5 protein-coding genes and 1 tRNA gene are annotated in these 13398 nt (G+C 64.4%); 3 read left to right on the top strand and 3 right to left on the bottom strand.

Annotation, left to right across the window (positions count from 1 at the left end; genetic code table 11):
• Positions 1–152: 152 nt before the first annotated feature.
• Together EHS19_RS08675 and EHS19_RS08670 are read right to left on the bottom strand one after the other, a co-directional pair.
• Positions 153–572, bottom strand: a complete 420-nt coding sequence (locus tag EHS19_RS08675) for a type II toxin-antitoxin system VapC family toxin (RefSeq protein WP_175578391.1) — start codon at positions 570–572, stop codon at positions 153–155.
• A complete protein-coding gene (locus tag EHS19_RS08670) occupies positions 562–855 on the bottom strand; it encodes a type II toxin-antitoxin system RelB/DinJ family antitoxin (RefSeq protein ID WP_175578390.1) in 294 nt (97 codons plus the stop codon). Before EHS19_RS08670 ends, EHS19_RS08675 begins: the two co-directional genes overlap by 11 nt.
• A gap of 231 nt (positions 856–1086) precedes the next feature.
• Between EHS19_RS08670 and EHS19_RS08665 the strand changes: the two genes are divergently transcribed.
• From EHS19_RS08665 to EHS19_RS08655, 3 genes are all read left to right on the top strand, one after another.
• On the top strand, positions 1087–4884 hold the full coding sequence (locus EHS19_RS08665; RefSeq protein ID WP_151917360.1) for a DEAD/DEAH box helicase family protein: 3798 nt from the start codon (positions 1087–1089) through the stop codon (positions 4882–4884).
• Between the two features lie 60 nt (positions 4885–4944).
• Positions 4945–6231 carry a serine--tRNA ligase gene (serS, locus tag EHS19_RS08660; RefSeq protein WP_151917359.1) on the top strand — a complete coding sequence of 429 codons (1287 nt, stop codon included), beginning with the start codon at positions 4945–4947 and terminating at the stop codon, positions 6229–6231.
• Between the two features lie 150 nt (positions 6232–6381).
• Positions 6382–6466 (top strand) — tRNA-Ser (locus EHS19_RS08655).
• Positions 6467–7056: 590 nt separating this feature from the next.
• On the opposite strand, the gene EHS19_RS08650 is transcribed toward EHS19_RS08655, so the two are convergent.
• Positions 7057–13398 (bottom strand): alpha-N-acetylglucosaminidase TIM-barrel domain-containing protein (locus EHS19_RS08650; protein WP_175578389.1); only part of this gene is annotated, 6342 nt, incomplete at its 5' end.

Genomic DNA, 13398 nt, shown 5'->3' with positions numbered 1-13398 from the left:
CGGGGCCGAAAGCATGGATGATGTCAACATCTACCGTCAGCGTCTGATCGAAGACCACATCATCACATCTCCGGCGCGAGGCTTCGTCGATTTCGCCATTCCGTTCCTGCGAGAGTACCTACGTTCCCAGCGCCGGCCCGAATACTTGGAACTCACCGGGGGAACAGCGCGAGGTATTGGCGTGCGGTCATGCTCTTTACCGATGAATGGGCGAACGCCCCCGAGTCGCGGGTGATGATGAAATCGAGGTCGTTGCGTTCGGCAACGGCGCGAATCAGACCGTCCTCGAAATCGGGCTCGTCGGAGTATGCGGAATCGTCACACTCCCGCTGGCCGACGGGAAGAACGTCCAGCAGCACCAGAAAATGGCGGATGAGCTGTCTGCATGCAGGCTCACCCAGCGGCTTTCGGCACAGGTAGTAGAAATCCTTCAAGGAGCCGGAGGTCACGTATCCGGCGGCCTCGGACTTCGCCACCCGTTCCATGAGGATGGTGGCGGGGAGATGCTCCGGCCGGTTCGTGACCGCGTAGTCCACAAGAATGTTCGTGTCGAACAGGAGCCTAGATGTCACGGTTCTCGAACTCCCTGCGCATGTCGTCATAGGTCATGGTGTCTAGCTTGGTGCCGCGCGGAAGATTCACGATGATGCTCTGGGCGTCTTTGAAGGCGGCCAGTCGCGCCTGTCTGCGCTGGTCGCCTGAATCGTCGAACTCGGGGACGACCCCTGTGTTGGCGATGCTCTCCCACAGGTCGCGGATCAGCTCGTTGGGGGTGAGACCGGCCTTCCTGATGTAGTCGTTGGCTACGGCCTTGACCTTGGCGTCGACGCTTGCGGAAACGGTTGCGGTTGCCATTGCGCCCTCCTGCCTGCTAACTGCATTGTCTGCCATCTACAATATCTGCTATCTACATATAGATAGTAGATAGTATATTCTCGTGTCTCGTTCCGGTCAATCGCGATGTGCTGATCGCCGCTTCCCGATCGCCGCGTGGTGATCGCCACCGACGGCCGGATTTCTCTTGTATGGAACGTACACTGAACGGTAATGACGCAATGACCGCGTCGGCGTGAGGGGAGGCCAAGCATGGGCAACTTCGATTTCGTCAAGGATGTATTTCCGTTCATCGCGGACGATTGTGCGAGAGCGGAGTCGTACATCTCCTCCGACCCGCTGGCCGCATGCGTGTACGCACGCCGCGCGATCGACAACCTTGTGGAATACCTCTATTACGACGTGCTTGGTCTCGAAAAGCCGTATCACGACGACCTGTCCGGGCGCATCCACAATCCCGGTTTCATGCAGCAGGTCAGCCCCGGCATCATCGCCAAACTCAACGTCGTCCGCAAAATCGGCAACAAAGCCGCGCACGACGACCATCCGAACATCAGCGAACAGGCGGCGCTCGCCACCGTGCGCGAACTCTTCCATATCGTCATCTGGGCCGGCTACCATCTGACCGCCGCCTGCGACAACGTTCCCATCTCCGCGCAGTTCGACCCCGCGCTCGCCAAACAGTCGATGGCGCTCAACCCGGCGCAGTTCAAAACGCTATTGCTGCGCACCAAGCAGGAGCGCAACGCCCACGCCAAAGCCATCGCCGAACGCGACGCGCTCATCGCCAGCAAAGACGCGGCGGCGCTGAAACTACAGGCAGAACTCGAAGCGTTGCGCGCGCAAATCAAGGCGGCGCAGCAGGCCAACACCGTTCCCGACACGCACGACTACCATGCCGACGAGGCGGACACCCGCGCTCTGCTCATCGACATGATGCTCAAGGAACAGGGATGGGCGCTCGACGATCCTCACGACCGCGAATACCGAGTCGAAGGCATGCCGCCGACCGCCGACAATCCCAGCGGCATCGGCTACGCCGACTACGTGCTGTGGGGTGACGACGGCAAGCCGCTCGCCGTCGTCGAGGCGAAGCGCACGTCGGTCAGTCCTCTCGTCGGCCAGCAGCAGGCCAGGCAATACGCCGACTGTCTGGAACGCAAGTTCGGGCAGCGTCCGGTGATCTTCACCACCAACGGCTACGAAACGCAGATCTGGGATGATGCGGGCGGCTATCCGCCGCGCGACGTGCAGGGATTCTACAAAAAGGCCGAACTGCAGCGGCTGATCGAACGCCGGTCGTCACGCAGTGTGCTGTCAAGTCTGCCGTTTGACGAGAAAATGGACCACATCGCCGGACGCGCCTATCAGAAAGCCGCTATTCGCGCCGTGGACGAGGCGTTCGACGCCAGCCAGCGCGACGCCCTGCTCGTCATGGCCACCGGCACCGGCAAAACGCGCGTCGTGATCTCGCTCGTCCATCAGCTCATGGAAGCCGGCTGGGTCAAGAACGTGCTGTTCCTCGCCGACCGCACCGCGCTCGTCAGGCAAGCCGCCAATGCGTTCAAGAATCCGGACACCGGGCTCGGCGACAGCGTGCCGGTCGTCAACCTGCTCAACGACGCCGACCGCAATGCCGGCGGACGCATCTACCTGAGCACCTACCCGACCATGATGAATCTGATCAATGCGCGGGATCGGGACGACGATGCCGCGGCGGCGGACGGCGACGCTTCCTTATCCGCCGATTCGGCATCCGCCGCGTCCTCCGGTGCCGCCGCGCCGACGCTCAAGCCGACGCTCAAATTCGGCCCCGGTTTCTTCGACCTGGTCATCATCGACGAAGCGCACCGGTCGGTGTACGCCAAATACGGATTCCTGTTCGACTATTTCGATTCGCTGCTCGTCGGCCTCACCGCCACGCCGCGCAACGAAATCGACCGCAACACCTACCGTCTGTTCCATCTCGAATACGACGAACGCACCGGCGGCGTGCCGACATTCGCCTACGATCTCGATCAGGCGGTGCGTGACGGCTATCTCGTGCCGCCGCGCTCGCTGTCGGTCAACACGAAATTCATGGATCGCGGCATCTCCTACGACGAACTCAGCCCGGAGGAGCAGGAGCAGTGGGATTCGCGCGACTGGGATGAGGACGGCGACGTTCCCGATTCGGTAAGCGCCGGCGACGTCAACCGCGTGCTGTTCAACGCCGACACCATCGACAAGGTGCTCGGCGTGCTCATGCAACGCGGCCTGCGCGTCGGCGACGGCGACGAACTCGGCAAAACCATCATCTTCGCGCGCAACCAGAGGCACGCCGAGGCGATCAAAGCGAGGTTCGACATCAACTGGCCCGAATATCACGGCACATACGCGCAGATCGTCACCCACGCCACGCGCAACGCGCAGCAGATCATCGACGATTTCTCGGAACCTGCGAAGGACCCGCGCATCGCGATCAGCGTGGACATGCTCGACACCGGCATCGACGTGCCCGACGTGGTGAATCTCGTGTTCTTCAAACCGGTGATGAGCCGCACCAAATACTGGCAGATGATCGGCCGCGGCACCCGGCTGCGCCCCGACCTGTACGGTCCGGGACGCGACAAAACCGACTTCCTGGTGATCGACTGCTGCGACAACGTGGCGTATTTCAATCAGAATCTGCCCGAATCGGACGGATACGTGGGCGTGCCGCTGAGCGACCGGATTTTCCGCATGCGCCTGGCATTGCTGGAGACGCTGGACGCGGCGACCGGTGCCTCCGGCAATGCAGACGATGCGGATGGGCTGTTGGCGTTCGGCGGCTCGCCTGACGACCGCGCCGGCTACCGCGCCGCATTGGCGCGTACGCTGTGCGCGCTGACCAACGGCATGGACCCGGATGGCAACGTGATCGTCCGGCCGCATCGGCGCAGCATCGAAGCCGCGTCGCAAGCCGAATGGTGGCGGCACGTGACGCGGGACAAGGCTATGCAGGCATCCGAACTGGCCGGGCTGCCGTCCGCGTTTCGCGCCGGAGGAGAGGATGACGTGGCCGGTGGCTCCCACGCCGGCGACGACGCGGCTCCCAGTGGCGACGCGGCTCCCAGTGGCAGTGCGGCTCCCGGCGGCAACGTGGCTGCCAACGACAACGCCGCCAAACGATTTGATCTCATGATCTATTCGTATGAACTCGCCGTGCTGCGCGCCGAAGCCGATCGCCTCGGGCGCACCCCGGACCAAGGGTACGGACTATACGGCATCGCTGCACCGGCCATGCAGCCTCCCGCGATCAAACATGCCGTGCGGGAGGCCGTCGACGCATTGCGCGGACCGAAGTTGCGCGCGATTCCGGACGTTGCGGCCTGCTCCGATCTGATCGAGGCAGTGGCTGGCGATGACTGGTGGAATGACGTGACCGTGCCGATGCTCGAAACCGCGCGCAAACGGCTGCGCGGCATCATGCGGTATGCGACCGGCGGCGTGCGCAAGACGGTGTTCACCGATTTCGAGGACGAGCTGACCGTGACCGAAGGCGAAACGCTGGCATCCGGCGGTGATGTGGCCGCCGTGGATATGCAGCGGCTGCGGGAGAAGGCGACAGCGTTCCTGCGTGGGCTGGGAGGCAATATCGTGCTCGCCCGCGTGCGGACCGGGCGTCAGCTCACCGAACAGGATCTTGCCGAACTGGAGCGCATGCTCATCGACAACGGCGTGGGCGATGAGGAGACGCTTGGCGAGGCGGGCGAGCAGAGCGGCGGATTCGGCCTGTTCATCCGATCACTGGTCGGATTGGAGCCGGCGGCCGTGCAGGCGGCGTTCTCGACGTTCCTTGACGGTTCCCGATACAACGCGAGGCAGATCGAGTTCGTGAACCTCATCGTCCATGAACTCACCGCCAACGGCGTCATGAGCGCGGCCAGACTCTACGAACCGCCGTTCTCCGATGTGTCGGGTGGCGGCCCGGAGGAACTGTTCGGCAGTGAACGCGACGTCGATGACATCTGCGACATCCTTGACCGGGTGCGGCGGTCCGCGATACCGGTGGCAAGACGCGCGGCATAGCGGATTGCGCGTGTGGCGGGGCGCCGCCGCGTGTCGGCTTACGGCTGTAGGCTGGGGCCTATGCTTGATATTCAATTCATTCGCGAACATGCCGACATTGTCAAGGAGTCGCAGCGCAAGCGCGGCGAATCCGTTGAACTCGTCGACGAAGTGCTCAAGTCCGATGAAACCCGCCGCACCGCGCTCAAGGAATTCGAGGAGGCGCGCTCCCAGCAGAAGGAGATCGGCAAGAAGGTCGCCGCCGCGCCGGCCAATGAAAAGGCCGCGCTGATCGCCCAGACCAAGGAGCTCGCCGCCAAGGTCGCCGAATACAAGGCCACCGCCGATGCGGCGGCCGAGGAATACACCACCGCCATGTGGAAGCTGTCGAACGTGGTCGAACCGGAGGCTCCGGAGGGTGGCGAAGACGACTACGTGGTCGTCAAGAAGGTCGGCCAGATTCGTGATTTCGCCGCTGAGGGCTTTGAGCCGAAGGATCACCTGACGCTCGGCACCGGCGTGGCCGGCATCGACATGCGCCGCGGCGTCAAGGTCGGCGGCTCGCGCTTCTACTTCCTGCGCGGCGCGGTCGCCCGCATGCAGATCGCCATGCTCACCATGGCAGTCGATCAGGCCGAGAAGCATGGATTCATCCTCGCCATCACTCCGACGCTGGTGCGCCCCGAGGTCATGGCCGGCACCGGCTTCCTCAACTCGCACGCCGACGAGATCTACCGTCTGCGTGAGCCTGATGACCAGTACCTTGTCGGCACGTCCGAAGTGGCGCTCGCCGGCATGCACGAGAACGAGATTCTCGATCTGTCCGCTGGCCCGCTGCGCTACTGCGGCTGGTCGTCGTGCTATCGCCGTGAGGCCGGTGCTGCTGGCAAGGATACGTCCGGCATCATCCGCGTGCACCAGTTCGACAAGGTGGAGATGTTCGTCTACACCAAGCAGGAGGACTCCTACGCCGAGCATCAGCACCTGCTGAGCATGGAGGAGGAGATGCTGGCCAAGGTCGAGGTGCCGTATCGCGTGATCGACACCGCCGCTGGCGATCTGGGCTCCTCCGCCGCGCGCAAGTTCGACACCGAGGCGTGGATTCCGACGCAGGGCCGCTATCGCGAGCTGACCTCCACGTCGAACTGCACCGAGTATCAGGCGCGTCGCCTCAACATTCGCGAGCGTACCGAGGACGGCTCGACGCGTGCGGTCTCCACGCTCAACGGCACGCTGGCCACCACCCGCTGGCTCGTCGCTATTCTGGAGAACCACCAGCAGAAGGATGGTTCGATCGAGATCCCGAAGGCCATGCGTCCGTATATGGGCGGCCGCGAGGTGATCGAGCCGACCAAGTGGGAAGCCTGACCTCCGGCCACGCCTGCTGTGTGTCGTGACGCGCGCGACGCCACTCGCGACGCTACGCGCGGCACCGCGCGCGGCGTCGCGAGTGGTGCCGCTGTGCGATGACCACCCCGAATGTATAATTGAAACTTGTGCGCATTCGTGTGCGCGCAAGGATAGGTGTCCGAGCGGTCTAAGGAGACGGTCTTGAAAACCGTTGTGGGGCAACCCACCGCGAGTTCGAATCTCGCCCTATCCGCAAACCAGGGTTCAGGCATTGTGTCTGGACCCTTTTTCGTTGTTTGCCGGAATCTGGTCTTGCTGTTGATACAGTGTCGCTGTTGGCGCATTGGTTGCCAATTGGCAACCAGCGAGGTGTTGGCGGTGTGCCGGCGGCTGACGGAGTGCTGGTAATTCTGCAATGACGCATTGGTTGCCGATTGGCAACCGGCGGCGTGCTGGCGGTTGGTGGAGTGCTGGTGACTGGCGGAGTGCTGGTGACTGTGCAATGTCGGGTTGGTTGCCGATTGGCAACCACCTGCGCGAGCGAGATTGGCGGAATTGCGGTATTCTCGCCGTGACGATTGGTTGCCAATTGGCAACCAATGTGCCAGTGGTCGTCATTGATATGTTCGGAGCCGGCGCGCCAGTCGCGGACTCGGTCACGAGGAGCGGGATACGCCGTGTGATCGGGTGTTACAAACGTTGGAATTTCAACGTTTTTGTGAGGTGGTCACAGGGTGCGGGGCGCTCCCTGTGACCGAACCTGCGGCGCGCGGTGGTTACGGCGCGCCGCAGGTTGTGCCAGTGACGGTTGCGCCAGTGACGGTTGTGCCAGTGACGGTTGGGTCAGTGACGATTGCGGTTGCGGTTGCGACGCACGGCGATCGCCGAGCATCCGGCGGCTGTCAGCAGTGCGGCTGCCAGCGCGATCAGCGATGCCGAAGCGCCGGTGGACGACAGCTGCGACGGCTTCTTGCCGTTGGTGCCGTCGTTGACGTTGCCATCGCCGCTGCCACTACCGTTGTTGCCGTTGGCGTCGTTGTCGGAGTCTCCTCCGTTGGCTCCGTTCTGATTGCCGTTTCCGGAGTTGTTGCCGCTGCCGTTGCCTCCATTGTTGCCGTTACCGGTATTGTTCCCGCCGTTATTACCGTTGCCGCCGTTGCCGGAGTTTCCGCCGTTACCTCCATTGTTGCCGCCGGAGTTCCCGCCGTTGGAACCGTTGCCGGAGTTCCCGCCGTTGCCTCCGTTACCGGAGTTGCCGCCGTCGTCAGAAGCCTTCTTCAGCCCTTCGCGCGCCTCGTTCAGCGCCCTGGTGGCCTCAGTGGTCTGCGCGCGGGTGGCGTCGGCATCATCCAGCGTGGCGATGGCCTTGACCAGTGCCTCATGGAACGGCTTCCACGTTGTCTCGGTGTAGTCGGCCTTGTTGAGCGACTGCGCGTCGAGGATCGCCTTGCGCAACGCATCCCGCTCGGCGGCGGTGGGCTTATCCTCGCTGGGCTTATCCGGATCAACCGACTCCGAACCCTTGCGCTTCAGCCCCTCGCGCGCCTTGACGAGATCCGCGGCCGCCGCGTTCAGCGCCTTCTGCGTGGTCGAGACCTTGTCGCGAGCCGCGATCGCCGCGTCGAGCGCCTTCGCGAACGGCTTCCACGATTCGGCGGTGTAGTCGCCCTCCTTGAGCTGCTGCGCCGTGCCGATCGCATCCGCCAACGCCGTGCGGTCCAAGCGGTTGCCGGCCTCGCCCAGCGCATCGATCGCCTTGTTCAGATCATCCGCCGCCGCATTAACGCTCGTCTGGCTGATCTGCTTGGCATCGACCTTGTCGGCTGCGGCGCGCGCCGACGTCAGCGCGTCGGTCATCGCCTTCCATGCGCCAGCATCGTAGGCGGATTCGCTGAACGCGGCGGCGCGGTCGATCGCCGAACGCAGCGCGGCATCATCGATGATGATGACATCATTCTTGAACGCCTCGATCGCCGCATTCAGTGCGTCGCTGGCTGCATCGATCTTCGCTGCATTGCCGCCTGCCGCCTTGCGCGCGTCGCGGGCGGCGGCAATCGCGGCGGCCAGCGTATCCAGCGCGCTCTCCGGATGCTGCCCTGCGAATTCGCCTGCCGTGGTGCCGTCGTGCAGCGCGGTCGCCGCCGCCAGCACGGTCTGATACCGCTGCTCGGCGGTCAGACCGGCGGTTGCGGCGTCGATCGCATCCGTCAGCGCCTTGTCGGCCGCGTCGATCTCGGCCTGCGTCGCCTTGTATCGAACAGCGACGCTCTTCGCCGAGTCGCGCGCGGTGGACAGCGCGTCGGCGATGTCGCCCAGCTGCTGATCGTTGAGCGAGGTGATCATAGCTGCGGCCTGATCCAGCGACACGTTGAGCGTGCCGCGATCGACGCTCACATAGCCGGTGCGATGGAATTCGCTGACGGCCGCGTCGATCGTATCGAGCCACTGCGCGACCTCGCGCGAGGTGACGCCGGCGCTGAGTGCAGTGCGCGCCTGATCGAGCACGCCGACAAGCTTCGTCTTGGCGGATGTACGGTATTCGCCCGCATGATCGCCGAACGTCAGCGCGTCAAGAGCCTGCTGCACGGCCGTGATGCGGCTTTCCAGCGTGGTGCCGACCTCGGCGCGGTACAGATACAGTTCGTTGATCGTCACCGCATCGTCGCCGAGGAACGTGAAGCGCACCTTGTCGGTGTACGCCGGCTTGGCGAGTCGTGCGATGATTTCGGGGCGAAGCTGCGTATTGCCGCTGTAGTCGGCCAGCGTGGTCCACTTGTCGCTCTCGGCGGAACCGGTGTCGGCGGAACCGGTGTCGGCGGAACCGGAACCGGCAGAATCAGCGTCGGAATCAGCGGGAACCACCCGATATTCCGCCTTGAACCGCAGCGCCTTCGCGTCGGCGGCCGCAGTCGCCAGCACGCCGAGCGTGTTCACGTCGGCCGGCTTGTCGAGCGACAGCGTGACCGTGCGGCTTGCAGCGTCGGCAAGCGTTGCGGAGGATGCGCGGTCCCCATCGACCAGCTTGGCGAGGTCGCCCGCCGCAACGGAGGCGTCGGCACCCGCCGTCACCTTCGCGCCGCGCGCCACGTTCTGCGGCGTCGCATACACTTCGATCTCGCGCACCAGCGGCCACGCGTCGCCGCCGTACGACGGGATGCGCGCGTCGGTGATGTCCATGCGGATCGTCTTGACCTCCAGTCCGACCGGAATGTCAAGCGTGATGCCCTGCGGCTTGGTCAGGTCGGCCGCCGTACGCTCGTACACCTTGTGCGCGGTGCCGTCGGCGTCGGTGACGGTCAGCGTGAACTGCATGCTGCGGTCAGGCTGACCCTCCTCGAAGCGCAGTCGGATGGAATCGACGTTGCGCGCCTTGTCGTAGTCCAGCTGGAACCACGCCGGCTTCGCGCCGTCGCGCGACACCCACGCGTTGGCGGTGCCGTCGACGAGCGCCGACTTGTCTTCGGGCGCATCCTTGGTGGGCGACGACGTGATGGTCGCCGCCGAGGCGATGTTGGTGCCTTGCAGCGCGTCGGAGGTCTCCTGCAGCAGCTCCAGTTCGGCGATCGCCGGCCATGCGGTGCCGCCGACCGATCCGGTGAACTCGACGGTCACGTACGTGACTTCGGCGCCCAGCGTCGCCTCGTAGACGCGATCCAGCCCGCTTTGATTGCCGGTCTGATCGATCAGCGTCTTTTCGGTGCCGTCCTTGAGCCCGGCAACCACTTTGAACTGGAAGAGGCGGCCGGCCTGCTCGAAGACGAGTCGCACCTTGTCCACGCGCTGCGCGCCGGCGGCGGTCGCGTCGGCGGCGGCAGCGTCGGCCCCGGCAGCGTCGGCAGCAGCGTCGGCAGCCGCGCCGGAGCCCAGATCCACGCGATACCAGTTCGGATCGGAACCGTTGCCGACCCACAGCGTCGACTCGTCGCCGTCGATGCCGTACGTCACCGAGCGGCTCGGCTCCGTGGTCTTGGCGCTCGCCGCGGCACCCAGCGCGAGATTCGTGTACTCGACCTGCGGCGGAGCGGCGCCCCACACGGCAAGCTCGTAGATGCCGACCAGCGCCTTGCCATCGGTCGAATGCAGCTTGAACCGCACCTTCGAACCGGTCACATCGCAGTCGATCTCGTTCTTGGAGCTGACCTTGTCGGCGGTGCTGCGTCCGACCTCGACCCATGCGGAGCCGTTCCACACCTCGATCTCATAGCGCAGCGGGAAGTCCGCCGCGATCTGCTGCAATGTGATGCCCGCGCCGGAGATCGCATAGTCGCCGCCGAGGTCGATCTCAAGCGTCGCGTCGGTTCTGCCGGTTTCGGTCCATCCGGTCGCGGTGTCGCCGTCGGTCATATTCGGCAGCTTCGCGCCGGGCAGCGAAGCTCCGCCGTCGCCGCTGCCGCCGGAACCGTCGCCGCCGGTCGCGTCGATCACATCGCGGCCGAGCGCCAGATTCGTGCGCTGCTCGCTTTCGCCGCCCGCCGCAGTCGATTCGGCGACCGTGTAATCGGTCACGATCGTCTCGCCCAGCTTCTTGAGATCGGTGTCGCTCGCCTTGACCGCGTATCCGTCGCCGGTCTCGTCGCTCTTGCGGTTCGCCCACTGCCAGCCGTACGCGAACCAGTCGGGATCAGTGAAATCGGTGCCGTTGTCGAGCTTGTTGATGCGATTGGCCGCCCACGTTGCCCAACGCGGCTGATAGTAGCCGCCGGTCAGCCCCGCCCACTGGCGGTTCGAATAGTCGATCAGCGAGCCGTTCTTCGCCAATCCCCATGTGGTGACGAGCGAGCGGGCGTTGAGCTCGAACAGGTCGGCGGTCCAATCGTCCTCGCCGTCAAGCATCGTGCGCGCGCTCTCGATCCATGTGCCCAGCAGGAAGTGCTCGTCGGAGGCGAGCAGCTTCTCCTGCGTGGTGATGATGTCGAGCATGCGTTTGGACAGCGTCTTGAACGTGGCCGCGTCGCCGGAACGATACGCCTGACCGGCGAGCGGCTGCACCTCCTGGAACGAGTTGGCGAGCACCTGACGCATCACGTCCACGTAGTCGTAGCGGAATCCGGGGGAGTCCTTGTACGTGTCGTACGCCTTGGCGAACAGCGCCGCCGCCTTCTCGAACTCGGCTTTGTCATAGTCGATGTCGCTGTGGCCCCAGGTCGAGGCCGATCCGATCCGGCCGTCCGACGGCCGCGCGTTGATGATCGACTCGCTTGCGCCCTGATAGTATTCGCCGTCCTTGTGCTTGTAGGCGGTGTCGAGCAGAATCTGCCACGCCTGCTCGATCGTCTTGTCGGTGCCGCCGTAGCGACGCTCGGCGTAGTCGCGCGTCCATGCGCGCCAGTCGATCGGATCCTGCTCCCAGGTCATGTCGAACAGCAGTTCGTAGACGATCGGCGAATTGTCGATCGCCTCAGGCGTGATGCCGATGCCGCGCATGTAGCTGCTGGATTCGTACGCCTTGGTGATGTCCTGCGAAATCACCTCGGGCACGCCGTCCATGCCCATGCGCCCGCCGAAGTTGTGCAGCATGTTCCACACCCACGGCACGCCCTGATTCTCCATCGGGGACGCCTGCGAGCGCAGATCGGACTGCAGGTCGAGCACGAGCGCCTGATTCTTGTTCGCGAGGCCCGACAGCTTGTTCTCGTCGATGCCCCACTGCCACTGCTGCATCACCCACACGGCGTCCTTGTCGTTGTCGAGCATGCGCTGCTGGACGGTGCGGTAGATGTCGACGATGTTGAATCCCTCCGGCACGGTGCCGCCCTCATGGAACGGGTCGACCGCATAGTAGTGCGACACGTCGCCGAACACGCGCTTCTGCGCCGCGTAGAACGAGTCGCCCACCTTGGCGAAGTAGTCCTCCTTGCCGGCGGCCTTGTCGGCTGCCGTCAGATACGTCTTGATCATGTACGGGCGGTCGAATCCGGACCATGTGCCCGACGATGCGGCCACCGACTTGGGATTCTTGGTCTGGAAGTCGGTCGGCACCTGGCCGCCGAATCCCTGGATGACCGGCGTGATGCCGAACGCCTGCATGCGATCGTGGATGCGACGACCCAGTTCGACGCGCTGCTCGAACCACTTCGCCGGCAGCGGGCCGCCGACCGAATACAGGTTCTGCATGTAGAACCATGCGTAGTAGGCGGGACCGGACAGGTATTCGCGCACCTCGTCGTCGGTGTAGCCGTACTGGGTGAGCGTCTCGCGCAGCACCTCCTCCTGGCCGACGATGTCGAGCATCAGATTGACGCCGTTCATCGCAGCCCAGTCGAGGAACCGCTCGTAGTCGTCCCACTTCCAGAACGCCATCGTGTACGAGAACGTGCAGAAGTTGAGCGCGTAGCGGTACTCGTAGTTCGTGTATTTGAGCACGGTTTTGCCGACCGCGGGCAGCGTCTTCGGCATGTTCAGCTGCGAGCCGAACAGCGGATTGTAGTCCACCTTGCACCAGTGACGCAGATAGTAGTTGAGTCCGGACGCGAGCGAAACGCCGTTGTCGCCGCTGATGCGGATGCGGCCCGCGCCGGCGTCCTCGATGGTGAAGACGCTCTTGCCGTCCGCCTTGCCGCGCAGCACGAAGTCGAACCGGTCGACCCACTGCTCGCCGATCACGCGCTTGACGAGATTGCGCGTTTCGGTGATGGTCTTCTGCCTGGCGTAGTCGGCGTCGGTTGCGACGCGCTCGTATTCCTTGCCCCACGAGCTGGACGCGAAGTCGGTGACGGCGATCCTGCCGGGCTTGGGCTGGTCGTCGGAGATCTTGGTGCCGTGGAAGGTGACTTCGGCGAGGTTGACCTGCTGTGCGGCGGAATTGTAGCCGACCGCGATGCGGGCGTAGGAGGCGCGCGTCGCGTCGATCGCGTGCGCGTCGGCGGTTTCGCCGGCCTTCCTGTCGTCGTTCTTGTAGGCGACCTTGCTGTAGTCGGCGCCGTCGGCGGACAGATACACCTCGTAGTGGTAGGCAGAGCCGGCCACGTTGGCGATGTCGATCTGCGACACGTTCCAGGTGCCGTGCAGGTCGAAGTCGAGGAAGCGGCGGTAGTCGCTCATCGACGAGTCGCCGGGGGACTGCCAGTAGGTGGATCGGTCGCCGTCCACCGCCAGCGCCGCCGCGTGGCCGTCCGCTGACGCGCCGGTGGCGGTCACGTTGGCGATGGCGGGGGCGGCTGGGGTGACGGGGTTGGCTGGATTGGC

This window comes from Bifidobacterium jacchi, from assembly GCF_009078285.1.
Classification (GTDB): domain Bacteria; phylum Actinomycetota; class Actinomycetes; order Actinomycetales; family Bifidobacteriaceae; genus Bifidobacterium; species Bifidobacterium jacchi.
This window is presented reverse-complemented; position numbering and strand designations above follow the sequence as displayed.

What these genes read in the sequence shown, in the direction of transcription:
- EHS19_RS08670 (WP_175578390.1), bottom strand. Translation starts at nt 855, where the DNA reads ATGGCAACCGCAACCGTTTCCGCAAGCGTCGACGCCAAGGTCAAGGCC.
- EHS19_RS08665 (WP_151917360.1), top strand. Translation starts at nt 1,087, where the DNA reads ATGGGCAACTTCGATTTCGTCAAGGATGTATTTCCGTTCATCGCGGAC.
- serS (WP_151917359.1), top strand. Translation starts at nt 4,945, where the DNA reads ATGCTTGATATTCAATTCATTCGCGAACATGCCGACATTGTCAAGGAG.